The following is a 23,885-nucleotide window of genomic DNA, read 5'->3' as shown; positions in this document are numbered from 1 at the left end:
CCGTTCGAAGACTTCGATTGCGGGCGGTGACAGGGTTGCGAGACTTCTACCACAGGCGCCTCAAGAAGCTTGCTCTCCGAGGGCCGCCACCAGCTCGATCAGGCGGTGGGCATAGCCCCACTCGTTGTCATACCAGGCGGCGACCCGCACCAGGCGGCCATCGGTGACCGCGGTGGTCGAGAGGTCGACGATCGCCGACTCGGGGCTGCCGACGAAGTCCGACGACACCAGCTCCTCTTCGCAGACTCCCAGAACTCCGGCCAGCGGTGCGCTGGTGGCGGCTTTGCGAAAGGCTGCGCGCAGGGCCTCGGTGGTGGTCTCGCGCTGGACTCGGGCAACCACCTCGAGCCAGGCGCCGGCGGGCGATGGCACCCGCACCACCAGCCCCGAGATTTTGCCCGCCAGGCTGGGGATCAGCTCGTCGATGGCGCGCGGCGCGGTGGTCGCCAGGGGGACCAGGTTGAGGCCGGCGGCGCGCGCCCGGCGCCCGCTCGCCTGGCTGGCGTCGAGCAGCTCCTGGCTGGGCGTGTAGCTGTGCACCGAAGTCATGGCGCCATGTTCGATGCCGGCGACCTGCTCGAGCACGCGGAGCAGCGGCGCCAGGCAATGGGTGGTGCAGGAAGCGTTGCTGATCAGCCGGTGGCGGCGGGGATCGTAGGCACCCTCGTTGATGCTGCGGCACAGGGTGACGTCCGCCTGCGGGCTGTTGGCGGACCACACCACCCGCTCGACGCCGTTCCCGAGGTGGCCCGCGGCCGACTCGCGGTCGAGAAACTGGCCGCTGCACTCGAGCACGATGCGGGCCGTGCTGCGGGACCAGGGAACGTCGGCCGGACGATCGGACCGAAAGACCGCCACCGGGTGACCGTCGAGCTCGAGGTCGGCGGCTCGGACGGTGACCTTGCCGGCGTATGGGCCGCGCACCGAGTCGTACTTCAGGCGGTCGGCCAACACCGCGACGGGGGCGGGATCGTTGAGTGCCACCAGGCGAACGTCCGAGCGCCCGCGGGCGAGGCGAGCGACGGCGCGGCCGATGCGGCCAAAGCCGTTGATTGCGAAAGGTACGGCCATCGAGGTTCTCTCCACAGCGGGGCCGCGGCGGAAACCCATCCCTTCAGCGGCCCGAGAGTGCAACAATATCTTCCATGAAGGCCTCTGACGAGACCCCATTGGTCCTCGGAATCGAAACCTCCTGCGATGACACCGCCTGCGCTGTCCTCGACGCCGAAGGTCGGGTGTTGGCTTCGGTGGTGTCGAGCCAGCTCGAAGCCCACCGTCCCTTCGGCGGCGTGGTGCCGGAGATCGCCTCCCGTGAACATCTGACCAACTGGCCGGCGGTGTTCGGCGAGGCCCTGGAGCGGGCGGGGGTGGCGGTCGAAGAGCTCGGTGCCGTCGCCGCGACCCGTGGGCCCGGGCTGATGGGGGCGCTGCTGGTCGGTCTCTCCCTCGGCAAATCGATCGCCTACGGGCGAGGTGTTCCGTTCTTCGCCGTTCACCATCTCGAGGGGCATCTCTACTCGCCCTTCCTGGCCCTCGACGGCGAGCCCAGTCGCGAAGTTCCGGAGCGCTTCATCGGGCTGGTGGTGTCGGGCGGACACACCAACCTGTTCGATGTCGATGTCGATCGCGTCACCAGCCTCGCCGAAACCCGCGACGACGCCATGGGCGAGGTCTTCGACAAGATCGGCAAGCGTCTCGGCTTGCCCTACCCGCAGGGTCCCCATGTCGATCGCCTGGCGGAAGACGGTGACGGCGCCAAGGCACCTTTCGCGGTGGCCTCCGTCGACGGCGACTCTCTCGCCTTTTCCTATTCCGGCCTCAAGAGCCAGGTGCTGATGGCGATCGAGCGCCTCGAGCAGCGCGGCATCGCCACCGACCTGTCGACCGGTGCGACACCGGCCGAGGTGCTCGATCTGCTGGCCGGATTCCGCGCCGCCGCCGTTCGTCAGCTACTCGATCGCCTCGATCGTCTGCACCGCCGCCGGCCCTTCGAGCACCTCGCCCTCTCCGGCGGGGTGGCGGCGAACCGTCTCCTGCGGCGTCTGGCGGCCGCCTGGGCCGAGGAGCATCGAGTCAACCTGTGGTCCGTTCCTTTGACCTATTCCGGCGACAACGCCGCCATGATCGCCTTTGCGGCGCTGCGCCGGTGGCGTCGTGGCACCGCCGATGATCCCTTCGAGGTCGAGGCCGCCAGCCGCATTCCCTTTGCGGCAACCTGAGGACTACGCTCGCGTTTGCCGCGCTCGGGCTGCCGCTAAAGGCAAGGGCCGCTGCGGCGTCTGATGATCTGGGCCGGGTGTATGATTCCAGGGTAACTGTGAGTATCTGATTCGCTGGGGGGGACCCATGAGCTACTGCGCCCATTGCGGCAAGCCAAAGGCGGCGGAGCGTGATTTCTGCTCGGTCTGCGGCAAGCCGCGGCCGGGAGTCCGGCCGCAGACCAAAGCCACGACCTCGACAGGTGGCGTGGTCGCCCTGGTGGTCGGCGGCGGCATCGCTCTGATCGCCATTCTCGGTATCGTCTCGGCGATCTTCGTTCCCAACTTTCTCGACGCCCTGCAGAAGGCCAAGCAGAAGCGCACTCTGGCCGAGTTCTACTTCGTTTCCGAAGCCTTGGAAGCGTACTACCTCGAAAACGATACCTATCCCAATGTGACCACCCTGGCGGCCCTGGCAGCGGCCCTCGAGCCGGAGTATCTCGAATCGTTGTCGCGGGTCGATGGCTGGCAGCAGGCCTACCGCTACCAGTGCAGCCAGAGCGAACTCGGCGGTCCCTGCGACGACTTTCGTCTGGTCAGCGCCGGCAAAGACGGCGTCTTCGAGCAGGAAGATCCCTTTGCCTACGAAGAAGAGGGCTACCCGGCGTCCGACTACGATCGTGATCTCGTCTATGGCTCCAGCGGCGAGCTGCTCGCCCCGCAGTAAGGGGTTGAAGAGAAACCTCGACGACCTCGCAGCGGCCTGCGGGGCGATGGGAGAGAGATGATGTACTGCACATCCTGCGGACGAGCCCTCGAAGAAGACGTCGTCACCTGTCCGAGCTGCTTGAACGCGGTGGCCTACAACGGTCCGCGACCGACGGTGCGGAGCTGGCTGGTCGAGTCCATCCTGATGTGTTTCTGTTGCTGCACGCCGCTGGGCATTCCGGCGATCGTCTTCGCCGCCCAGGTCAAGCCCAAGCTCGATCATGGCGACTACCAGGGGGCCGAGATGTCGTCCCGCTACGCCAAGAACCTCTGCTTGGTCGGGTTCGGACTGTGGGCTCTGGGTGCCCTGGCCTACGGCATTCTCATCCTCATTGCGCTGGTCACCGAGGGTGCCTGAACCACTTCTCTGAGTCTTCTCGCGGCATTTCGCGACTTTTGCATTTTGGGGTGAGCACTTTTACCGCTCGCCTTCGTTCTCCTGCTGTGCCCGCCGAGGCGGGCGCTCTGGTCCGGTCCCGTGGGCCGGCCCAGGACGGGCGGATCGCTACCGGTTCGAAGCCGGAGGGGTCCGCAGTGCCTACAAGATCAGGAGACTCCAAAGATGCATCTTCATGCTCGGATTTTCATATCTTCACTGCTTCTCTTCAGCGCCCTCGCGGTTCCCGCCGTGGCGCAGCCGAACGTCGATATCCTCGACATCCAGCCGCGCCAATTCGGTGCTGCCCAAGCCTTTCCGCTGGCAGCGCCGAGCTCGACCGGCGATCGCAGCTTCGAGATCTCCCTCGACGCTCAGATTCGCAACAATGAGCCGGACGCGGTTTCGATCAGCGGTGCCGATCTCGTCTTCGGTGCCGGGTTCACTCCCAGCACCGCCAGTCTGTTCAACAACCTGATGATGCAGTGCGGTGGCGGCTCGGTCACCGCCGTCACCACCAGCGCGGTCATCCAACCGGGCCAGACCTGTCGCTTGCTGCTCACCGACGACCCTCGGCTGACGCCTTGGGTGCCGGAGTGGGTGACCCTCAACCTGTTCTTCAACGGCGAGGACCAGAAGCCGGTGACGGAGACCTTCCAGACGGTGGTCTACGCCAACGACCAGCCGCGGGGTGGATTTCTGTTTCCGGCCTCGGTCGATGATCTCGCGGAGGGCGAGTTCTGGTCCACCCGCAGCACCGGCATCGCCAATTCGCACCGCCAGAGCGCTCGTCAGATGTTTTCCTACGACGCCGGCGTGGTGCGCTGGGACGACGCCACCTCGGCCTGGGTCGATCGTCATCCACTGAGCGATGGCGAGACCAACAACGGCGACGAGAACCAGGACTGGCTGGTCTGGGGCAAGCCGATCTATGCGATGGCCGATGGCGTGGTGGTGAGCTGCACCGACGGCATTGCCGACAACGTGCCGGGGGTGCGCGGCAACACCTCGAACAGCTTCGTCATCGATCACGGCGACGAGCGGGCGAGCTACCTGCATCTGATGCAGAACACCACCAACGGCGCGATTTGCTTTGCCGGCGCCAATGTCCAGGCCGGAGACTTTCTCGGCTTGGCGGGCAACTCCGGCTGGTCGACGGCGCCCCACCTCCACATCCACATCGACCGCTCCGGCCAGGGCTTCCCGCTGCTCTTCCGGGACACCTTCATCGTCGAGCGCGATGGCTTCACGGACCCCCAGGGCAATGCCGACTGGCAGTACGTCGATGGTCTCGGCATGCCGTGGGAGGTGCTCGCCATCTGGCCCTCGCCGCTGCGTCGGCGGGATCGTCTGGTGGTGGCGCCGGGGAGCGACCTCGAGATCCTCGATCTCAGCTCGGACACGGTGGTGACGGCCATGAAGGACGCCGGCGGCAACCTCGACGTGCGCACCTTCGGTCGGATTGGAAACGGTGACCTCGTCGACCTCGAGGTCGACGGGGGCGGCGGCTTCAAGCAGGTGGCGATGGCGAAGCCGTCGGTGACCACCGACTTCGTCACCGCCGTTCGCACCAATACCGACAACCTCAAGATGATCGCCTGGAACAGCAACCTGGACCGCGACAGCAGCTGGACCGCCGGACCGGTGACGGATGTCGCCATCACGCCCTCGCCGCATTTGCCGGGGGTGGTGACGGCGACCCGCAGCAGTGCCGGCAACCTCGAGGTGATCGGCTGGGACGTCAGCCCCTGGAACGATCTCCAGAAGGGTGGCAAGGATCAGGGGGTGGCGGTCAGCGATGTCGCCATCGCCACCGGCTCGAACTTCGCGGGCGTGGTGACGGCGTCACGCAGCAGCGGTGGCAAGCTGGTCATCGATTCCTGGGAAGTGGCCGAGAACGAGGTGCTGGTGGACTGGCGGGACCAGTGGGTCGGCGGCGACATCACGGATGTCGAGATCGCCTATCTGCGGACTCTTCCCGGCCGCGATCGCCTGGTGACCGCGGCTCGTACCGCCGCCGGCAACCTCTTGGTGACGGCTTGGGATGTCTATGCGGACGGCTCCATCCTGGAGGTTTCGCAGGCCGGTGCCGGCCCGGTGAGCGACTTCTCGATCTCCGACGGCGGTGACTTCCACGTCCTGACGGCGGTGCGCACCGCCAGCGGCGACTTCAAGCTGATCGGCTGGGAGATCGCCGTCGACGGCACCATCAGCCGTCACGGCGAGGCCCCCGGCGGGGCGATCTCGGAGGTCGCCCTCGGCAAGGCCATGTTCGTCAATCCGACCAACCGTCGCCAGGCGGTGACGGCGGTGCGGGACTCGAACGGCGACCTCCGCCTGACCTCCTGGGAAGTGGCTCTCGAGCCTGGACCTTAGTCCACGGATTCCTTCTCGAACCTCCTGAAGCTGGTCGCCCGGGGGCTTGCCCCCGGGCTCTTTTTGTTTCCGGCGCTGAGTGGAATGTGGGTCGTCCTTCAGCGGCGGCGAAGGATTTCGCCGGCTCGGCCCCTCTTATGATCGAAGAGGGTGAACACGAGGCTGAAGACGGCGATGACGACGATCCATCTCGACGACAAGATTCTGGTCCAGCGCATGCTCGCGGGCCAGGATCCTGCCTTCGAGGAGTTCTTCGGACACTACTTTCCCAGCCTCTATCGCTTCGCCCTGACACGGCTCGGTGGTGATGCCGATCTCGCCGAAGAGATCGTTCAGGCGTCCCTCTGCCGGGCCATCTCCAAGCTCGTTACCTACCGTGGCGAAGCGCCCCTCTTCAGTTGGCTGTGTACCTTCTGCCGTCGCGAGATCAGCGCCACGGCGCCGCGACGACGCGCCGCTTACCCGCTGATCGAAGATCTCCCCGAAGTGCGGGCCGCCCTCGAGTCACTGATCGCCGCCGAGGGCGATGGTCCCGAGGCTCGGCTCGAGGCGCGGGAGGTCGCTCGCTTCGTTCAGGCGGTACTCGATCGCCTGCCGCGGCGCTACGGCCAGGTATTGACCTGGAAGTACATGCAGGATCGCTCGGTGAGGGAGATCGCGGCACGGCTGGGAGTCGGTCCCAAGGCTGCCGAGTCGCTGCTGACCCGGGCCCGCCGCGCTTTTCGCGACAGCTTGAACGCCGCCCGCGACCTGGGTCCGGGCAGGCTCGGCCTCGCCGAGGAGGCATCCCCATGACCCGTGAGAAACGTCGCGCCGGTGCCGGTCAGGACCAGATCGCACGGCTACTGCGCGCCGTGCCCCAGCCGGAGGAAGCGCCGTCGGAGGTTCGGCAGCGAGTCCACCGAGCGGTGCGCGAGGAGTGGCGCGGCCTGCTGCGTCACCGTCGCCGTCGTCGTTGGCAGCTCACCTTGGCGGCCGCGGCCCTGGCGTTGGCGATCGTCGGCGTTTGGATCGCCAGCGGACCGTGGCGTCCGGGCACCGCCTCTTCCACCGTCGTGGCGACGGTGGAGGCGATGAGCGGATCGGTGGCGGTGGCCGGCGAGGCCCTGCGCTTCGGCGAAGAGCTGATGGCCGATGCGGTGGTGGCGACGACCCCTTCCGGTCGCGCCGCCCTGCGCCTCGCCGGTGGTCAATCTCTGCGCCTGGATGTCGATTCTCGCGTCCGCCTGAGCTCCGATCGCGAGCTTCACCTCGAGCGTGGTGCCCTCTATCTCGACTCCGCCGGCGTGGATGCCGACGAGCTCGCGGTCCATACCGGCTTCGGCGTGGTGCGCAACCTCGGAACCCAGTTCGAGGTGCGGCTGGCCCAGGACGCCCTGCGGGTGCGGGTGCGCGAGGGCCGGGTGCGGGTGGAGCAGGGCCGGCGGAGGCTCGAGGCCGGGGTCGGCGACGAGTTGGTCTTGGCGCGCGATGGCGCCGTGCGGCGTGCTGCCATCGCCCTTCATGGCGCGCCTTGGAGCTGGAACCTGGAGATCGCGCCGCGCTTCGACCTCGAGGGTCGCAAGCTGCGCGAGTTCCTCGACTGGGCGAGTCGCGAGACCGGCTGGCGTCTCGAGTACGCCGATCCTGGCCTCGAGCGGCGCGCCCGCGAGATCACTCTGCACGGGGATCTGCGCGGCCTGACTCCGGATGTCGCTCTGCCGGTGATTCTCCAATCCAGTGGTCTCTCGCACCAGCGGACCGATGGCGTGGTGCGGATCGAAGAGGGAGGCGTCCGATGACCTGCACGGTGACCACTCGCCCCTCGCGGCTCGCACTGCGTTCGCTGGCAATGCTGGCCGTTCTCCTGACGGCAGGCTCAGTCGCCGCCGAGTCCTTCGATGGCAGCCGCTATCTCTGCTGGCAGCTGCGCGATGTCCTCCACGATCTGCGCGATCACGGTCTCAACGTGGTCTACAGCAGTGACCTGGTGCGCGACGACATGCAGATCGCTCGCCCTCTGTCGGCGGCGACGCCGCGGGATCTCCTCGACCAGGTTCTGGCGCCCTTCGACCTGCTGGCCAAGGACGGTGGCCGCGGAGTGCTGGTGGTGGTGCGGGACGGCCGGGGACAGACGACGGTTCCTGCCGCCTCCCGGATTCCGCGCGCCGAAGGAGTGCTTCCGATCTGGGTCGAGCAGGGAGAGGTTTCGGAGGCCACTTTTCCGGGACCCCCGTTCGCGGTGCCTCGACATCACCGCTTCCTCGCCATTCGCATTGCCGGCCAGCAGATCGACGACTGGCAAGGGGCCGCCTTCGAGCTCAAGAACCGCATTCTCGAAGCGCGCTCCGGCGCCAGCCACCTGAAGGTCGCGCTGGAGGGCGATGCCCCGGCGGTGGCACGGCTGGTGAGCTTCGGCTTGGCGCCCTATGTCGATTCCTACGTCCGCAACGATTCGTCGTCGACGGCGGTACCCGAGGTCGATGCGACGGCCCGCCTGTGGTCTCGTGCCGCGGCTCGCCATCGGCCGGTCTTGAGTCACCTGCTCGAGGCCGGGGTTCGGGGAGACGAGGTGGTGATCCTCGAAAACCTGCGCCTGAGCGAGGTTCACCATCTCTTTCTCGAAGAGATTCAGGCCTCGGGTATCGCCGTCCTCGACACCCAGCCGTCGGTGCGCGGCATCGATTCGGAGCGGGTGCGGTTCTTTCTCAAGGCCGAAACCGGCAACCTCTTCCTGGCGCTCTACGCCGCCGGGCGAGAGCAGATCGAGATCGCCCTGGCCGATCGCCTGGAGGCCAGGCTGGTGTTCCCGGGAGGGGCAGGATTCGAGTTCGAGAGCACCGGCAAGGGCTCGACCCTGACCGTCGACGGGCAGTACGACCAGTACCTCTTCGAGCTCGAGCCTCTCGGCCCCAAGACCACCACCCTGGGAGTCGAGGTGAGCGACACGCCCATCGTCAATCCCTACGAGGAGGTGGTCGAAAACCAGGTCTTCCGGGAGCGTCAGCTCGAGCGCTTCGAGTCCCTCGATGTCATGGAATACCTCAGCGGCATGGGGCACTTTCCGGGCGCCGACCGCACCACCTGGACCCATCGCATCATCCAGCGAAAAGGCCGCCTGACGGACTATCACCACCTCCGCTTGAGCATCAATGGCGTGCCCTATCCCGAGGAGAAGCTGCTCAAGGGGCGACTGTTCCGCAGCGAGGCCCTGCTGCAGCTCAACCCTCTGGATGTCGAGCTCGACGAGACCTACGCCTACGACTATCTCGGCGACGAGGAAATCGATGGCCGGCCGACCTACAAGATCGGCTTCCGGCCGCTGCGGGCGAGCACTCGCGAGGATGGCAGCTTCGTCAGTGGGGTGGTGTGGCTGGACCAAGAGAATCACGCCCACCATCGCCTGAGGACGATCCAGAGGGGCATCGACGGCCGCTTCATCAGCCAGGATCGCACCTACTTCTATCGTTGGATCGCCCAGGACGGGCAGTGCTGGTGGGACTGGACCCGGCGCCGCGGCACCCGCACCAGCAGCAGCTTTGGCCGCATGTTCACGGTGCAGACGGACACCGTGCGCGAAGACTTCAAGTTCAACCGGCCGGATATCGAGCAGGTGGTCCAAGAGGCCTACGCCAGCGACATCATGATCCACGTCGAGACGCCGCCGGAGGGGCATCGCTGGCTGGTCAAGGACCGCGGCGGTGATCGTCACCTGGCCGGCTTCGAGGTGGCCGAGCCGGCACCGGCGGCCGCGACTCCTGCGGGCACCTCAACGGCAGGGCAAGCCGAGGCCGCTTCGTCGTCCGAGCCTGCCAGTCCACCGCCGGCGGACTATGGAGATCGCTCCCTGGCGGATATCCATGCCTTCTCGACCCGAACCAACCTTTCGCTCTTCGGGCTGGGGGACGACGAAGATTCCGACTTCTATCCCGGCATCACCATCTCCGATCAGGATTTCCTGGACCGTGGCTACCAGGCCTTCATCGGCTTCTTCCTGGAAGACGCCAACCTCGGACTGAGCATTCCAAACTTCCTGCGCAACGATTGGACCTTCTCGGCCTTTCTGCAGGTCCCCTACTCTTCCGATCGCCGCAACCTGAAGATCCCGACCGCCGACGGCGAGCTCGACGGCTCCCTCGAGATACAGCGGTCCGCCCTCGCCCTCAGCCTCGCCATGCCGTTGAGCCGGCGAACCTCCCTCACCAGCTCACTGGTGCTGACGGACCTGTCCTTCGACGGGACCGACGACACCGACCCGCGGTTCGTGCTTCCCAACGAGACGCAAGAACGGGTCTTGGATCTCGCCCTCACCCGCCGCTGGGGTCATTTCACCGCCGAGGTCGGCTACGAGGCCGCCGAGCGCGACGACTGGCAGCCCTGGGGGATCGACGCCGCGGCGCCCCTGGAGGACGAGTACCAGGTGGCACGCGCCAGCCTCGGTGGGTTCTGGAGGGTCGGTCAGGGCAGCAGCTTGAACAGCGCCATCGGCTACTGGAAGGGTTGGAACCTCGACTACTTCTCGCGTCTGGAGGGCAATCCCTCGCGCCGCGGCCTGGTCGGCTTCGGCTATCCCACCGAGGCCGACGAAGCGGCCGTCGTCAGCCTGGGCTGGGCCACCCACCTGTGGAAGACGCCGGTCAACTGGCGCCTCGACAACAGCTACAAGTGGCTCGACGAGACGCGTGACACGGAAGGCGAAAACCACCGCCTGCGGCTGCAGTTCCGATTTCTCATCAACGGTCCCTTCAAGCTCGATATCTGGCCGTCGATCCGCTACAACATCGTCTCTTCCATCGCCAGTGAGGAAGGCGAGGTCGGCTACGGAGTCTTCATCCGCCGGCGTCAGTAGCTTTCGGCACTCACCCCCCGGGGCGTAGCAGGATTTTGTTGCAGCCCGGGGCGCGGGAGGCGAAGAGCTCGTAGGCGGCGGCCCCCTCGGCCAGCGGCAGGCGATGGGAGATGATCGCCGACAGCTCGTACTTGCCCGCCGCCACCAGCGGTACCAGGCGATCCATGTAAGCCCTTGCCGGGCAGCGGCCGGTGCGGAAAGTGAGGTTCTTGTCGTAGGCCTCGGCGGGGGTGAAGGCGAAGGTTGGCTCGTTGTGCACGCCGACCGCGGCGAGGGTGCCACCGGGACGCAGCAGGTCGACCGCCAGACGGCTGGCGTCGGCGCTACCGACGGCTTCGAGGACGGCGTCGGCGCCGCGGCCGGCAGTGGCCTCGAGGACGAGGTCGCGGGTGGATTCTCCGAGGGGCAGGGGCTCGGCGCCGAGGCGCGCCGCCAGCTCGCGCCGTCCGGCGACGCCGTCGACGGCGAAGACCCGGCCGGCCTCGAGCTCGCAGGCCGCCACCGCCGCCATCAACCCCACCGGCCCGCAGCCCAGGACCACCACGACGGCGCCGGGCTCGAAGGCGGCGAGCTCGGCACAGAAGAAGCCGGTCGCCAGGATGTCGCCGGTGAACAGGGCCACGTCGTCGTCCGCTTCCGGTGGGACGGCCACCAGGGTGGAGTCGGCCAGCGGCACTCGCACCAGCTCCGCCTGGGCGCCGTGCAGCCCGTGGCCGCCCTCCACCCAGCCGTAGAGCTGACCTCGTTCGCAGCGACAGGTGAGACCGCGGTGGCAGTAGAAGCAGGCGCCGCAGCTGGTGGTGAAGGGGCTCACCACGCGGTCCCCGACTCGGAACCGGCTCACCTCCGCTCCCACCGCGACGATCTCGCCGAGAAGCTCATGGCCGAGAATGGTGCCGGTGTCGAGGCCGCGCTCGCGGCCGTGGTAGACGTGTAGGTCGGATCCGCAGAGGCCCGCCAGGTCGACCTGAACGATGGCGTCCGTCGGCTCTTCGAGAGCGGGATCGGGCAGCCGTTCATAGGCGACCGACTCGACGTCGTGAAAGATCAATCCGCGCATGGACCGATGCTAGCTCGAAAATCCCCGCTCATCGGTGTCGAGGAACGGCGGTTCGGTCGTGAATGCCGGTCTCGCGTCGCGACGCCGTGGCGACCGGCGGGCGAATTCGCTACCCTTGCGGCGAACGCTGTCGACCGGTCATGAAAATCCTCGCCTTCCTTCGCCGCGCTGTTCCCCTGGCCACCCTGATCCTGGTGGCGCTGGCCCTGGTGTGGATCTGGGGCGTCGGCGAACGCACCGGCCAAGACCGAGTGATGACCACCAGCCTGGTGGTCTTGCTGACGCTGTTGGTGGGAATCCTCTGGCTGGTTCTGCTCTCCGGCTGGCGTTGGTACCGTCGTTTGCTGGCGCTGCTGGTGTTGGTCGGGGCGGTGGGCCTCATCGTGTCGTCGGTTCGGGTGGTCGGCGTGACCGGCGATCTGGTGCCGATCCTCGACTGGAAGTGGGGCGACTCGCAGCGCGCCACGGTACGTCTCGAGGTGCCGCCGCCGCGCGATCTCGGCGAGATCAGCTTCCCGCAATTCCTCGGTCCGCGGCGCGACGCCACCGTCACCGAGGTCGCTCTGGCCACCGACTGGCAGGCGCGGCCGCCGGAGGAGATCTGGCGGCGACCGGTGGGAGAGGGCTGGTCGGCCTTCGCGGTCGGCGATGGCCTGGCCGTCACCCAAGAGCAACACGACGACGAGGAGCGGGTGGTGGCTTACCGGCTGGAGAGCGGTGAGGAGGTCTGGTCCCACGGCTACGCGGCGCGCTACGCCAGCCCGATCGCCGGGGTCGGTCCACGGGCGACGCCGACTCTCGCCGGCGGGCGGGTCTTCACCGTCGGCGCCACCGGCCGGGTCACCGCATTGCAACTGGCCGATGGCTCGCTGCTGTGGTCGCGCGATCTCTTCGCCGAGCTGCAGGCGCCGCTGCCGGAATGGGGCGTCGCCGGCTCGCCGCTGGTGGTCGACGACCTGGTGGTGGTGAGTGTTGGAGGCTCCAACCGGCGCTCCCTGGTGGCCCTCGATGCCGCCACCGGTGAGCTGCGCTGGAGCGGCGGCGACGACCGCGCCGGATACTCCTCGCCGGTGAGGGTGAATCTCGCCGGGATGGAGCAGATCCTGTCCTTCAATCAGGCCTCGATGACGGCCCATGATCCGGCCGACGGAACCGTCCTGTGGAGTGTCGAGTGGCCACCGGCTCAGCCCAACGTCGCCCAGCCCTTGGTGCTCCCGCCGGATCGGGTGCTGCTGTCGACCGGCTACGGCCAGGGCAGTCGCCTCTACCGCATCGGGCGCTCGGCGGACGGCGAGTGGCAGCCGGAGATGCTCTGGAAGTCGCCCCGGCTGAAGGCCAAGTTCACCACCATCGTGAGCGCTCGCGGTGCCATCTTCGGGCTCGACGACGGCACCCTGGTGAGCCTCGATCCGGAAACCGGCGAGCGCCACTGGAAGCGTGGCCGCTACGGCCACGGCCAGACCCTGCTGGTGGGCGACGTGCTGTTGATCGTCACCGAGAAGGGCGAGGTGGTCCTGGTGGTCGCCGATCCCACCGGTCATCGGGAGCTGGCTCGGATGCAGGCCCTGTCGGGCAAGACCTGGAACAACCCGGCGCTCGCCGGTCCGTATCTCTTGGTGCGCAACAACCGTGAGGCGGTTTGCTATCGGCTGCCCCTCACCGCGGCGGGGGATCTTCCCGTCACGCCGATTCCACGGGAGGAGAGTGAGTCATGATGCGGTGGATCCCTCGTAGTGTCGTTCTGTCTCTCGCCCTGGTGTTCCTGCTCGGCGGTTTGGTCGCTTGTGGTGGCGGCGCCGGGGACGAAAGCTCGCAGGCTTCCGCCTCGGACGAGCGGCGATTCCTTTCGGTCGGAACCGCACCTCCCGGAGGCACCTTCTTCGTGGTCGGAGGGGCGCTGGCGGAAGTCCTCGCCGAGCACGGTGGCGCCGGCTGGCGGGTGACCGCCGAAGCCACCAAGGGCACTCAGGAGAACATTCGTCGGCTGGCCCGCGGCGAGCTCGATCTGGCCCTCGCCAATGCCGCGATCAGCTATTTCGCGGTGCGCGGCGAAGGCCGTTGGGATGAGGCCATGCCGATTCGCTCGCTGTTGACCCTGGCCCCCAACGTCGCCCTCTTCGTCACCCCCGGCGACTCTGGAATCGAGCAGATCGAGGATCTGCGCGGCAAGCGCGTGGTGGTGGGTCCTGCCGGCGCCGGCTTCGAGCACTTCGTCGAGCCGATTCTGGCGGCTCACGGCCTGACCTACGACGATTTCACTCCCCTCAACGCCACCCAGAATGGCGCCGTCGACCTGATGGCCGACGGTGCCGCCGACGCCGCCGTCCTCGGCGGCGGAGTGCCGACGCCGTCGATCACCCAAGCGGCGGCCTCGCGCGAGATTCACTTCCTGCCCTTCACGCCGGAGCGCCGCAATGAGCTGATCGCCGGCTATCCGTTCTTCGCCGCGGCCACCATTCCCGCCGAGACCTACCGCGGCCAGAGCACCGACTTCGAGGGCCTCGACGTCGGTTCGATGCACCTCATCGCTTCCGCCGACATGGACGACGAGACCGCCTACCAGATCGTGCGCACTCTCTGGGAGCAGCGCGACAAGGTGGCCGAGCGTCACCCGGTGGGCCGCGCCATCCGGCCGGGGTCGGCGCAACGCGACACCGGCACCCCCTACCACCCTGGAGCGATTCGCTTCTACCGGGAGGCGGGCCTCTGGCCGGAGGAGTAGAAGCCGCCGCGGCGCCCCCGGTGAGCGGCTGGCTGTCCCGTTGGCGCGATGGGGCGGCCCTGCTGCTCGCCCTGTTCTGCCTCGTCGAGGTCAACTACCCGCTGCTCACCCCTGGCGGTGACCTGGCGGTGTTCGCCCTCTTCGGCGTCGTGCTGGCCTTCCTGCGGCCGACGGCCGACCACCGCGGCGCCTGGGTCTTTCCCTGGGCCGCCGCCGCTTTCGCCGTCGTCGGCCTCTACCTGCTGACTCAGAACGAGCCCTTCTTCGAGTCGCTCTGGCTGGGAGGCCGTGCCCTCGGCGAGCGCGCCGGTGCGGAGCTCCCGGTCGATCTGATCGTCGGCTCCCTCGGCTTGGCGCTGGTGCTCCTGGCGACGGTGCGCTCCGTCGGCTGGCCCTTGCCCATCCTGGCCGGCATCTTCCTCCTCTACGCCGCCTTCGGCAGCTCCCTGCCGGATGCCCTGATGCCCCATCGTGGCTACTCCTGGGAGCGCATCGTGTCGCAGACCTTCCTGCAGAGTCAGGGGGTTTTCGGCGTCGCCCTGCGGGTGATGTTCCGCTATGTCTTCCTGTTCCTGATCTTCGGTGCGGTACTCGAGGCCAGCGGCGCCACCCGCTACATTCTCGACGTGGTGCGGCGGTTGTTCCGGGGGAGCAGCGGCGCCCCGGCGAAGGTGGCCGTGCTGTCGAGCGGCCTGCTCGGCTCGCTCTCCGGCAGCGCCGTCGCCAACACCGCGACCACCGGGACCTTCACCATCCCGATGATGCGCTCGGCGGGCTTCGCGCCGCGCATCGCCGCCGGCCTCGAGGCCGCGGCCTCCTCCGGTGGAGCGCTGATGCCGCCGGTGATGGGAGCCGGCGCCTACATGATGCTCGAGATCGTCCAGCCGGCGGTCACCTATGTCGAGATTCTGCGGGCGGCGCTGCTGCCGGCGGTGCTCTACTACCTCTCCCTGCTGTTGATCGTGCACCTTTTCTCCCGGCGCCAGGCGGCGACGGAAACCGCCGTCGAGAAAGAAGTCGGCCCTGATCCCGGCTGGCGCTACGAAGGGTTGGTGTTCTTGGGTGGCTTCGGGGCGCTGATCGCCTTCCTGCTTTCCGGCACCAGCATCTTTCGCGCCGTCACCCTGGCCCTCGCCGTGGTGCTGGCTCTGTCCTTCGCGAATCGCCGCACCCGGCTCTCTTGGGGCGCCTTGCGAACCGCCTTGGCGGGCGCCGCCCATGCCGGCGTCGCCCTGATCACCGCCGCCGGCAGCGTCGGCGTGATCATCGGCGTGGTCACCTTGACCGGCCTCGGCACTCGCTTGCCGGCGATGATTCTGCCGCTCGCCGAAGGCAACCTGCTGCTCGCCTTGATCGCCATCATGGTGTCGTCGATCATCCTCGGCATGGGTCTGCCGTCGGCGGTTTGCTACCTGCTGATGGCGACGCTGATCGGGCCAGTGCTGGGACAGCTCGGAGTGCCGGCCCTCGCCGCCCACCTGTTCATCTTCTACTTCGGCATGATGTCGATGGTGACGCCGCCGGTGGCCCTGGCCGCCTACGCCGCCAGCTCGATCGCCGGCTCCGGCCTGCTGGAAAGCGGCCTGGCCGCCTTTCGCTTCGCGCTGGCCGGCTTCACCCTGCCCTATCTGTTCGTTTTCCGGCCGGAGCTCTTGATGCTCGCCGGCGATGGTGGTCCGGCGACACTGGGAGCCATCGCCCTGGCGGTGTGTGCGGCCCTCCTCGGCATCCTGCCGCTGGTGGCTTCGGTGGCCGGCTACCTGCGCTTTCCGCTCGGGCCGGCGACCCGCACCCTGCTGATGGTCGCCGCCCTCCTGGCGCTCTTCCCGCCGGCCTCGGGAGCCGGCTTCTCGGCCCTCAACCTGGTGGGGGCGGGCCTGGTGGTGGCGGTGGCGGCGGCCACCCTGGCGGGGCCTCGTCTCGTACGTTTGTAGGTTTTGCTCCGCAACCTGACGCTTAGTGTTTCGTAACTGGCTGCGGAAGGAGCTCCCGCGCCAGACCGGGATGGGCCGGAACATCGCTCTCCGGTGTTCGCCGTCGACGAAGTCGGCAGGCAGGCCGGCTCCAGGCAAGCAACTGCAGAGAGGAGGACGCATGAACATCCAGAGGAAAAGCCTGTGGGCTGTCGGCATCATGGCCCTTGCCCTGCTCACCGCGCCGGCCGCCGTGGCCCAGCTTCAGGGCATGCCCGAGGCGAGTCCCGATGCCAGCGTGAGCCAGGTCATCGGCGTGTCCAAGATCACCATCGACTATCACCGCCCGGCGGTTCGTGGCCGCACCATCATGGGCGCCCTGGTGCCCAACGATCAGGTTTGGCGTGCCGGCGCCAACGAGAACACCACCATCACCTTCAGCGATCCCGTCAAGGTCGAGGGTGAAAGCCTGGCGGCCGGCACCTACGGCCTCCACATGATCCCCGGGGAAAAGGACTGGACGGTCATTTTCTCGACCAACTCGACCTCCTGGGGCAGCTTCTCCTACGACCAGGAGGAAGATGCCCTGCGGGTGACCGCTCAGGCCGAGAAGGCGTCCTTCGAAGAGCGCGTCACCTTTGGTTTCGACAGCCTCGACAACGATTCCGGTCGGGTCTACGTCCACTGGGAGGAGACCAAAGTGCCCTTCGAGGTGGAGTTCGACACCACCGCCCTGGCGCTGGCCGAGATTCGCAATCAGCTGCGGTCGCGGGCCGGCTTCGACTGGCGGGGCTTCGTGGCGGCGGCAAACTTCTGCTTGCAGAATGACACCAACCTCGAGGAGGCGCTGCAGTGGGCCGACCAGGCCATCGCCCGCCAGGAGAACTTCAACACCTTGTTCGTCAAGGGCCGCCTGCTGCAGCGGATGGGCGACGGCGAAGCCGAGGCCATGATGGCGAAGGCCCTGCCGCTGGGTAACGAGCAGCAGGTCAACTTCGCCGGCTACCAGTATCTGCAGGCCGGCCAGGTCGAGCGCGCCATCGAGATCTTCCAGAAGAACGTCGACGATCACCCCGAGTCCTGGAACGTTTACGACAGCCTGGGCGAGGCCTATGGCGCCAAGGGCGACACTCAGTCCTCCCGTCGCCTCTACCAGAAGGCTCTCGAGATGGCACCCGAGAACCAGAAGCCTCGCATCGAGGGCATTCTGAACTCGATGAGCTGAACCTGGTCGAGCTCGCAACCGGCTCCGGCTCAGGCCGAGCCGGTTGCGAGCTAAGGCGGCGCGGGCAGGGAATCTGCGCCGCCTTCTGCCCGCCGCAGCTCATCGGTCCACAACCCCCGCCAGCTCTTGCCGTCATCGTCGGAGACCGCCATGGTGCGCCGCCAACGGTCGGTGCCGAGGCGCTCCGAGGTGAGGCGCGACTCGCGGGTCCGTTCGCGGGCCGCCCCGCGCCAAACACTTCGGCCGTCGGCCTCGATCTCTCCTTCGAGGCGGGTGAATCGCCCGCGAACCTGGTTGGCGTACTGCCGCACCCACTTGCCGAGGCGGTGATCGAACAGCTGGACCGAGTAGCCGCGGTAGACGCGATCGTCGAGACGCACCTCGAGGTGGCGCTGCTGGCCGGCACCGCCGAGGATGGGCTCGACCCGCAAGGTCATCGCTTCCTCGCTGCCGTCGGCGGCGTCACGGCGCACTCCTTCCCAGGTGCCGAGGGTCCAGTCGAAGGGCGCCGTTTCGACTTCGGCGGCGAGGGGGCTGGCGGCCAGCAGGAGCATCCAACCCATGAGTCGCCACCGGCAGCGCTGGCGAGGGCTCACTTGGCCGCCGGCTTCGGTTGCGGATGGCCGATCGCGAGCAGGTGCCCGGCGGTGCGGAAGTACCACACGCCGTCGACCGCCGCCGGCGAGGCGAGGACGTTCTCGCCCAGCTCGTTGACCCGCAGGATCTCGAACTTCGGTCCGGTGGCGAGGACGAAAGTCTCGCCTTCGTCGTTGGTGAAGAAGACCTTGTCGTCGGCCAGCACCGGTGAGGCCGAGAAACCTTCGCGCCGGGCCTTGCCGAGGCGCCCTTGCCAGACCACCTCGCCGCTCTTCGCCGCGTAACAGGTGGCGATGGCGGCCATGTCGTTGACCATGTAGAGATAGTCGCCGGCGAGCTGGGTGGAGGGCACGAAGGGGGAGCCCTTCGGCGCTTGCCAGACGATGTGGCTGTCGGTGACGTCGCCCTTACCGCCGGGGCGGATGGCGAGGGTCGGCCCGCCGCGGCCGGAAGAGGCGAAGAGCAAACCGTGGCCCACCACCGGGGTGGGGATGGCTTCGAAGGTGTTGCCGCGGGCAGTCCACAGCTCCTTGCCGTTGGCCGGGTCGTAGGCCTGCACTTGCTGCTGGCCGCTGACGATCAGCTCGTCGCGCTCGCCGACGCGAACGGCGATGGGCGTGTTCCAGCCGACCTTGGCCTGGCGCGGTGTGCGCCACAGTGGGTTGCCGGTTGCCGGCTCGTAGGCGGCGACGAAGGAGCCCCCGGTACCGCGGTGATCCTGCACCAGGAAGAGTCGTCCGTCATGCAGCAGCGGCGAGGAGGCGGTGCCGTGGAAGGCGTCGAAGGTACCCACCGGACGATGCCAGGCGAGCTTGCCGGCGAAGTCGACGGCGAGCAGGCCGTGGTTGCCGAAGTAGGCGTAGATGCGCTCACCGTCGGTGGTCGGCGTCGAGGAGGCGAAGCCGTTCTTGGCGTGGGCGCCTTCGGGCTGGGTGTCCGGGGCGAAGGTCTCCCAGAGCTGGCGGCCGGTGGCGCGGTCGAAGGCGATCAGCGAGCGCCGTTTGCCGCCGTCGTAGGCGGTGGTGAGGAAGATCTTGTCGCGCCACAGAATGGGCGACGAGTTACCGCGGCCGGCCACCGGCACCTTCCACCGGACGTTCTCGGTGGCGGACCAGCGATCCGGAAAGCCGCTACCCACCGCCTCACCTTGTCCGCCAGGACCGCGCCAGCGCGGCCAGTGCTGCTGTCCTTCGCCGTCGCTCGGCAGCAAGTAGGTGGACTCTGCTCCGGGGGCCGCCACCATGACCGAAGGCAGGGAGAGCGCGAAAAGGACGGTGAGCACTGGGCGCATCATGACGGATCTCCTCGAGGTCGGACGGCGGAAAGAAAGAGTCGGTCTGCTGGGATTATCCCTCTGCGGGTCGCCGTCTCCGGGGGCGGCCCTCGCCTCCTGGTACGCGGGTCGAACAGGAGAGGTTGTCCGCCCGCTTGGTGCCGACCGCGGCCGTGGGTGAGAATGGCGCCATGGCGAAAGCGAATCCCTCTCCCGGTGCTCAAACCCTGGCAAGCTGGCAGCGCCTGAGCTCGCTGCCCTTGGGGCGGTGGATGTTCAGCCGCGCCGTGGCCTTCTCCGTTCCCTATACCGGTACCGTCGGGGCGCGGGTCGAGAGCCTCGAGCCGGGGCATGTGGTGGTGTCCCTCCGCGACCGCCGCAAGGTGCGCAACCACCTGGCGTCGATCCACGCCGTCGCCCTGGTCAATGTCGGCGAGTTCGCCAGCGGTCTGGCGATGCTCACCGGTCTGAAACCGTCGGTGCGCGGCATCGTCACCCGACTTTCCGCCGACTACCTCAAGAAAGCCCGCGGGCGGCTGATCGCCGAGTGCCGCTGCGAGCCGCCGGAGGTTGTCGAAACCCAGGACTTTCCGGTGGTAGCGGAGATTCGCGATGATGCCGGCGACGTGGTGGCGCGGGTGACCGCCCACTGGAGGTTGAGCCCGAAATGAGTGATTCGCCGATTGCGACGTCCGCCCTCGAAACGGAGCTGACCCGCCAGCTCGGCATCGAGGTGCCGCTGATCTGCGGGCCGATGTATCCCTGCAGCAATCCGGAGCTGGTCGGAGCGGCGTCCGCCGCCGGCGGGATGGGGGTGCTGCAGCCGATCTCTCTGACCTACGTCCACGGTCACGACTTCCGCGCCGGAGTGCGCCTGATCCAGCAGCTCGCCGGTGGCCGTCCGATCGGCATGAACGCCCTGATCGAGAAGTCCTCGAAGACCTACTTCGAACGTATGCAGCGCTGGATCGACATCGCCCTCGAAGAAGGGGTGCGCTTCTTCGTCACCTCCTTGGGCAATCCCCGTTGGGTGGTGGAGAAGGTCCACGCCGTCGGCGGCTTCGTCTACCACGACGTCACCGAGCGCAAGTGGGCCCTCAAGGGGGCCGAGGGTGGAGTCGATGGCCTGATCGCCGTCAACGGCCGTGCCGGCGGCCACGCCGGCGACCGCACCCCCGCCGAGCTCCTCGACGAGATCGGTGACCTCGGCCTGCCGGTGGTCTGCGCCGGTGGAGTCGGCAGTGAAGAGGATTTCGTCGCCGCCCTGCGCCTGGGCTATGCCGGCGTGCAGATGGGCACACGCTTCATCGCCACCGAGGAGTGTCGCGCCGCGGCCGCCTACAAGCAGGCCATCATCGACGCCGGCGAAGACGACATCGTGCTCTCGGAGCGCATCACCGGCGTGCCGGTGGCGGTGATCAATACGCCCTACATCGAGCGCATGGGGCTCAAGGCCGGGCCCTTCGCCCGCTGGATGCTGCGCGGACGGCGCCGCAAGCACTGGATGCGCACCTTCTACGCCCTCAAGTCCGTCTGGCAGCTCAAGCGTGCCTCCCTCGACGAGAGCGCTTCACGCGAGTACTGGCAGGCGGGCAAGAGTGCTGCCGGGGTTCACCGCATCGAACCCGCCGGCGACATCATCCGCCGCTTCGCTGCCGCAGCGGTGGAGCAGGCGGCGGTCGCGACGGCGCCTGCGGTAGGCGCCTCCGAGCCTGCGGCAAGCGTCGCCCGCGAGTGATGTCCGTCATTGCCGTGGCGAGCCCGCGAGGCGAGAACTTTCGGCCGCGGGGTTTCTCTTTCGCCGGCTCGTGCGTCCAAGGGGCGTGATCGACAGAGCGGCCTACGATTCCCACCAACCTACCCGCGATCGCGGCGGCGACCCTCTCGATGGGGCGACCGAGCGGCGCCTGTCGGCGGCCCTCGCCGCCGGCGATGGAGACGCCGCCGAGGCCTTGGCCCGCGGCTGCTATCGCCGGGTCTTCGTCGCCTTGGTCAAGCTGTGTGGTGAGCCGGACCTGGCTGCCGACCTGACCCAGGACACCTTCCAGCGCGCCTGGGCCGCCATCGGCAAGTTCGACGGTCGATCCTTGTTTTCGACCTGGCTCTACCGCATCGCCTACAACACCTTCATCAGCAGTCGCCGCCGGCCGCGCTTGGTGGCCGCCCTCGACTCCGAGGGTGAGGCCGATCTCGCCGCGCCCGGTGCCGGGCCGCAGGGAAACCTGGAGCGTAGTGAACGGGCAACTCGCCTGCGTCAGGCGGTGATCGCCTTGCCGGAACCGTTGCGCTTGACGGTGACGGCGCGCTTCTGGGGCGAGATCTCGGTGGCCGAGATCGCCGAGCTCGAAGGGGTGACGGCGGTGGCGATTCGAAAACGTCTGAAGCGCGCCGAGGCCCTGCTGCGGCAGGCGATGGCCGAGGAGAAGCGATGAGCAGCCGAAGTGAGCAACGCCTCGAGCGACTGATGAGCGTCGACCTGCCGGCCGAGCCGCCGCCCGGACTGATCGACGAGATCGTGGCGCGTATACCGGCCAATCTGCCGTCCTTCGAGCTGGTCGAGGCGGCACCGGTCGAGGAGCGCTTCCTGCCCCTCTGGGCGACTCGCCTGGCGGCTGGCCTGGGCAGTGCGGCCTTGGGCGCGATGCTCTTCTGGGCTTTGGCATCTTCGGTTCCCAAGCAACCGCAGGGGACCGAGAAAGCGTGGGTCTTCGAGCCTGCCGTGTCTTCTCCGGCGATTGACGAGACGACGGTCCTGTCCGATGAGGTCTTGGCGCCCGAGCCCGCCATGCCGCCAAAAGTCGTGATCGCTGCGCCGCGGCAGCCCGCCACGATCCGCGACGAAATCACCGTGGCCGAGATGGCGCCGGTGTTCGACCGGACGTCGATGACCGCCGGAGCGAGCTTCACGACCAACCCCACCTACCTGCCGGGCAACGGCCTCGGCCGGGTCGACGCTCCCTACCCCGACATGTTCTTCCAGACCTGGGGGACCAATCCCTTCGTCAACACGGCGGATGATCGCCTGTCGACTTTCGGATTGGACGTCGATACGGCGTCCTATGGCGTCGTGCGCAGGTATCTCCGCGACGGCTACTTGCCGCCGCGTGAAGCGGTGCGGGTCGAAGAGTTGGTCAATTCACTGAGGCTCGATCCACTGAGGCCCTGGCGGGAAGGCCCGCGGGATGGCGACATCGCCCTCGCCGTCGACGGTGGCCCGAGCCCGTTCCTCGGACCCGGCGTCGGTGCGGCCGGCGTGCGGGCTCGCCTGCTCCGCATCACGGTCCGGGCGCGCGACGTCGTCGCCGAGAACCGCAAGCCGGCGGTGCTCACCTTCGTGGTGGACGTCTCCGGGTCGATGGACCTGGAGAACCGGCTCGGTCTGGTCAAGCGGTCGCTCCGTCTCCTGCTCGAACAACTCACCGCGGAGGATCGAGTCGCGCTGGTGGTTTACGGCAGCGCGGGGCGAGTGGTGCTCGAGCACACTTCCGATCTCGAGGCGATTGGCGAAGCGATCGATCGCCTCGAGAGCGAAGGCTCCACCAATGCCGAGGAAGGTCTCGTCCTGGGCTATCGGCTGGCGTCCGAAGGTTTCGTCGAGGGGGCGATCAACCGCGTCATCCTCTGTTCCGACGGCGTCGCCAACGTCGGTGCGACGGGTCCCGATGCGATCCTGCAGCGGATCTCCCTCGAGGCGGGGCGCGGTATCGAGCTGTCGACCGTCGGTTTCGGCATGGGCAACTACAACGACACCCTGATGGAGCAGCTCGCCGATCGCGGCGACGGCGACTACGCCTACGTCGATTGCCTCGAGGAGGCGCGCCGGATCTTTGTCGAGGAGCTCACCGGAACGCTCCAGACGGTGGCCGAAGAGGCCCGCATCCAGGTGGAGTTCCGGCCCTGGGCGGTGCAGCAGTATCGACTCCTCGGCTATGAGAATCGCGATATCCCGGATGAGTCCTTTCGCGACGACGGAGTCGATGGTGGCGAGGTCGGAGCGGGTCAAACGGTGACCGCCCTCTACGAAGTGCGTCTACGGCGTCGCCTGCCCGGCAGGGGACTACTGGGCACGGTTCGGCTGCGCTACCGTCCTGTCGGAGATTCTGAATTCGTCGAGCAGGAGCTCCCCATCCGCCGGCGCGATCTCGTCCGCCGCTGGTCGCAACTCGCTCCGGACGCCCGGCTGGCGGCGATCACGGCCGAGTTTGCGGAGATCCTGCGCCGTTCCTTCTGGGCCCGGGGCTCCTCCCTCGACGATCTTCTCCTCGAGGCCGAAGCCCTCAGTCCGCATTTTGCCGGTAACCAGTCCTATGACGATCTCGTGGGCTTGATTCGTCGGGCCGCCGTGCTTCAGGTGGAAGAGGGGGAGGAGAGTCTCTTTTCCGAGGCCAACGACTGATTGCGGCGCCGCTCCCTGGGCTGGTGGTGTCGAGCCCGGGGGGGGGGGGGAACCCCCCCCCCCCGCGGCCCCCCCAAAAAAACAAAGGGCAAAAACCGGGGGGTTAGGAAATTTATTAAAAACGCCGGCCCGACGGGGTGGGGGTGGGGGGGT

At 67.8% G+C, this 23,885-nt stretch carries 19 protein-coding genes; 15 read left to right on the top strand and 4 right to left on the bottom strand.

Going from position 1 to position 23,885, the window contains the following annotated elements; translation table 11 throughout:
- Positions 1 to 60 precede the first annotated feature (60 nt).
- Positions 61 to 1,071: a glyceraldehyde 3-phosphate dehydrogenase NAD-binding domain-containing protein gene (locus AAF604_18445; protein ID MEM7051655.1), complete on the bottom strand. Its 1,011-nt coding sequence runs from the start codon at positions 1,069 to 1,071 to the stop codon at positions 61 to 63.
- Between the two features lie 74 nt (positions 1,072 to 1,145).
- Here AAF604_18445 and tsaD point away from each other — a divergent pair, with 74 nt between their 5' ends.
- The 7 genes from tsaD (at position 1,146) to AAF604_18410 (ending at position 10,546) form a co-directional block, all read left to right on the top strand.
- Complete coding sequence (tsaD, locus tag AAF604_18440) at positions 1,146 to 2,219, top strand: tRNA (adenosine(37)-N6)-threonylcarbamoyltransferase complex transferase subunit TsaD (GenBank protein ID MEM7051654.1); 1,074 nt, start codon at positions 1,146 to 1,148, stop codon at positions 2,217 to 2,219.
- Positions 2,220 to 2,346: 127 nt separating this feature from the next.
- Complete coding sequence (locus AAF604_18435) at positions 2,347 to 2,925, top strand: type II secretion system protein GspG (protein MEM7051653.1); 579 nt, start codon at positions 2,347 to 2,349, stop codon at positions 2,923 to 2,925.
- 57 nt (positions 2,926 to 2,982) lie between these two features.
- A complete protein-coding gene (locus AAF604_18430; protein ID MEM7051652.1) occupies positions 2,983 to 3,324 on the top strand; it encodes a CD225/dispanin family protein in 342 nt (113 codons plus the stop codon).
- A gap of 204 nt (positions 3,325 to 3,528) precedes the next feature.
- Positions 3,529 to 5,718: a M23 family metallopeptidase gene (locus AAF604_18425; GenBank protein ID MEM7051651.1), complete on the top strand. Its 2,190-nt coding sequence runs from the start codon at positions 3,529 to 3,531 to the stop codon at positions 5,716 to 5,718.
- Between the two features lie 174 nt (positions 5,719 to 5,892).
- Complete coding sequence (locus tag AAF604_18420) at positions 5,893 to 6,513, top strand: sigma-70 family RNA polymerase sigma factor (protein ID MEM7051650.1); 621 nt, start codon at positions 5,893 to 5,895, stop codon at positions 6,511 to 6,513.
- On the top strand, positions 6,510 to 7,499 hold the full coding sequence (locus AAF604_18415) for a FecR family protein (GenBank protein ID MEM7051649.1): 990 nt from the start codon (positions 6,510 to 6,512) through the stop codon (positions 7,497 to 7,499). The genes AAF604_18420 and AAF604_18415 overlap by 4 nt, the downstream gene beginning before the upstream one ends.
- Positions 7,496 to 10,546 carry a hypothetical protein gene (locus AAF604_18410; protein MEM7051648.1) on the top strand — a complete coding sequence of 1,017 codons (3,051 nt, stop codon included), beginning with the start codon at positions 7,496 to 7,498 and terminating at the stop codon, positions 10,544 to 10,546. The genes AAF604_18415 and AAF604_18410 overlap by 4 nt, the downstream gene beginning before the upstream one ends.
- A gap of 10 nt (positions 10,547 to 10,556) precedes the next feature.
- Here AAF604_18410 and AAF604_18405 read toward each other — a convergent pair whose 3' ends face one another.
- The gene (locus tag AAF604_18405) at positions 10,557 to 11,606 is read right to left on the bottom strand and encodes an alcohol dehydrogenase family protein (protein MEM7051647.1); all 1,050 of its coding nucleotides are present in this window, start codon (positions 11,604 to 11,606) and stop codon (positions 10,557 to 10,559) included.
- Positions 11,607 to 11,746: 140 nt separating this feature from the next.
- On the opposite strand from AAF604_18405, the gene AAF604_18400 reads away from it, so the two are divergent.
- The 4 genes from AAF604_18400 to AAF604_18385 all read left to right on the top strand — a co-directional run bounded on the left by AAF604_18400 (position 11,747) and on the right by AAF604_18385 (position 17,466).
- Positions 11,747 to 13,321 (top strand): PQQ-binding-like beta-propeller repeat protein, encoded by a 1,575-nt coding sequence (locus AAF604_18400; protein MEM7051646.1) that lies wholly within the window; start codon positions 11,747 to 11,749, stop codon positions 13,319 to 13,321.
- Entirely contained in the window at positions 13,318 to 14,328 is a 1,011-nt protein-coding gene (locus tag AAF604_18395; protein ID MEM7051645.1) for a TAXI family TRAP transporter solute-binding subunit, read from the top strand. Before AAF604_18400 ends, AAF604_18395 begins: the two co-directional genes overlap by 4 nt.
- A 20-nt stretch (positions 14,329 to 14,348) precedes the next feature.
- Positions 14,349 to 16,262: a TRAP transporter fused permease subunit gene (locus AAF604_18390; protein MEM7051644.1), complete on the top strand. Its 1,914-nt coding sequence runs from the start codon at positions 14,349 to 14,351 to the stop codon at positions 16,260 to 16,262.
- A 160-nt stretch (positions 16,263 to 16,422) separates the two neighbouring features.
- Positions 16,423 to 17,466, top strand: coding sequence for a DUF2911 domain-containing protein (locus AAF604_18385; GenBank protein ID MEM7051643.1), 1,044 nt, complete (start codon positions 16,423 to 16,425; stop codon positions 17,464 to 17,466).
- Positions 17,467 to 17,516: 50 nt separating this feature from the next.
- Here AAF604_18385 and AAF604_18380 read toward each other — a convergent pair whose 3' ends face one another.
- On the bottom strand, positions 17,517 to 18,029 hold the full coding sequence (locus AAF604_18380; GenBank protein MEM7051642.1) for a hypothetical protein: 513 nt from the start codon (positions 18,027 to 18,029) through the stop codon (positions 17,517 to 17,519).
- Between the two features lie 29 nt (positions 18,030 to 18,058).
- Positions 18,059 to 19,357 (bottom strand): PQQ-binding-like beta-propeller repeat protein, encoded by a 1,299-nt coding sequence (locus tag AAF604_18375; GenBank protein ID MEM7051641.1) that lies wholly within the window; start codon positions 19,355 to 19,357, stop codon positions 18,059 to 18,061.
- Between the two features lie 170 nt (positions 19,358 to 19,527).
- Here AAF604_18375 and AAF604_18370 point away from each other — a divergent pair, with 170 nt between their 5' ends.
- The 4 genes from AAF604_18370 to AAF604_18355 all read left to right on the top strand — a co-directional run bounded on the left by AAF604_18370 (position 19,528) and on the right by AAF604_18355 (position 23,732).
- Positions 19,528 to 20,007: a hotdog fold domain-containing protein gene (locus AAF604_18370; protein ID MEM7051640.1), complete on the top strand. Its 480-nt coding sequence runs from the start codon at positions 19,528 to 19,530 to the stop codon at positions 20,005 to 20,007.
- Positions 20,004 to 21,074 carry a nitronate monooxygenase family protein gene (locus AAF604_18365; protein ID MEM7051639.1) on the top strand — a complete coding sequence of 357 codons (1,071 nt, stop codon included), beginning with the start codon at positions 20,004 to 20,006 and terminating at the stop codon, positions 21,072 to 21,074. Before AAF604_18370 ends, AAF604_18365 begins: the two co-directional genes overlap by 4 nt.
- An 85-nt stretch (positions 21,075 to 21,159) precedes the next feature.
- Entirely contained in the window at positions 21,160 to 21,768 is a 609-nt protein-coding gene (locus AAF604_18360; protein ID MEM7051638.1) for a sigma-70 family RNA polymerase sigma factor, read from the top strand.
- On the top strand, positions 21,765 to 23,732 hold the full coding sequence (locus AAF604_18355) for a von Willebrand factor type A domain-containing protein (GenBank protein MEM7051637.1): 1,968 nt from the start codon (positions 21,765 to 21,767) through the stop codon (positions 23,730 to 23,732). The genes AAF604_18360 and AAF604_18355 overlap by 4 nt, the downstream gene beginning before the upstream one ends.
- Positions 23,733 to 23,885: the final 153 nt, after the last annotated feature.

The organism is Acidobacteriota bacterium (genome assembly GCA_039028635.1).
Classification (GTDB): Bacteria; Acidobacteriota; Thermoanaerobaculia; order Multivoradales; family JBCCEF01; genus JBCCEF01.
Note: the sequence above shows the minus strand (reverse complement) of the source record. Positions and strands in the feature narration are given on the sequence as shown.

Coding starts and splice junctions, on each gene's coding strand:
- AAF604_18445 (MEM7051655.1), bottom strand. CDS start 1,071: ATGGCCGTACCTTTCGCAATCAACGGCTTTGGCCGCATCGGCCGCGCC.
- tsaD (MEM7051654.1), top strand. CDS start 1,146: ATGAAGGCCTCTGACGAGACCCCATTGGTCCTCGGAATCGAAACCTCC.
- AAF604_18435 (MEM7051653.1), top strand. CDS start 2,347: ATGAGCTACTGCGCCCATTGCGGCAAGCCAAAGGCGGCGGAGCGTGAT.
- AAF604_18430 (MEM7051652.1), top strand. CDS start 2,983: ATGATGTACTGCACATCCTGCGGACGAGCCCTCGAAGAAGACGTCGTC.
- AAF604_18425 (MEM7051651.1), top strand. CDS start 3,529: ATGCATCTTCATGCTCGGATTTTCATATCTTCACTGCTTCTCTTCAGC.
- AAF604_18420 (MEM7051650.1), top strand. CDS start 5,893: ATGACGACGATCCATCTCGACGACAAGATTCTGGTCCAGCGCATGCTC.
- AAF604_18415 (MEM7051649.1), top strand. CDS start 6,510: ATGACCCGTGAGAAACGTCGCGCCGGTGCCGGTCAGGACCAGATCGCA.
- AAF604_18410 (MEM7051648.1), top strand. CDS start 7,496: ATGACCTGCACGGTGACCACTCGCCCCTCGCGGCTCGCACTGCGTTCG.
- AAF604_18405 (MEM7051647.1), bottom strand. CDS start 11,606: ATGCGCGGATTGATCTTTCACGACGTCGAGTCGGTCGCCTATGAACGG.
- AAF604_18400 (MEM7051646.1), top strand. CDS start 11,747: ATGAAAATCCTCGCCTTCCTTCGCCGCGCTGTTCCCCTGGCCACCCTG.
- AAF604_18395 (MEM7051645.1), top strand. CDS start 13,318: ATGATGCGGTGGATCCCTCGTAGTGTCGTTCTGTCTCTCGCCCTGGTG.
- AAF604_18385 (MEM7051643.1), top strand. CDS start 16,423: ATGAACATCCAGAGGAAAAGCCTGTGGGCTGTCGGCATCATGGCCCTT.
- AAF604_18380 (MEM7051642.1), bottom strand. CDS start 18,029: ATGGGTTGGATGCTCCTGCTGGCCGCCAGCCCCCTCGCCGCCGAAGTC.
- AAF604_18375 (MEM7051641.1), bottom strand. CDS start 19,357: ATGATGCGCCCAGTGCTCACCGTCCTTTTCGCGCTCTCCCTGCCTTCG.
- AAF604_18370 (MEM7051640.1), top strand. CDS start 19,528: ATGGCGAAAGCGAATCCCTCTCCCGGTGCTCAAACCCTGGCAAGCTGG.
- AAF604_18365 (MEM7051639.1), top strand. CDS start 20,004: ATGAGTGATTCGCCGATTGCGACGTCCGCCCTCGAAACGGAGCTGACC.
- AAF604_18355 (MEM7051637.1), top strand. CDS start 21,765: ATGAGCAGCCGAAGTGAGCAACGCCTCGAGCGACTGATGAGCGTCGAC.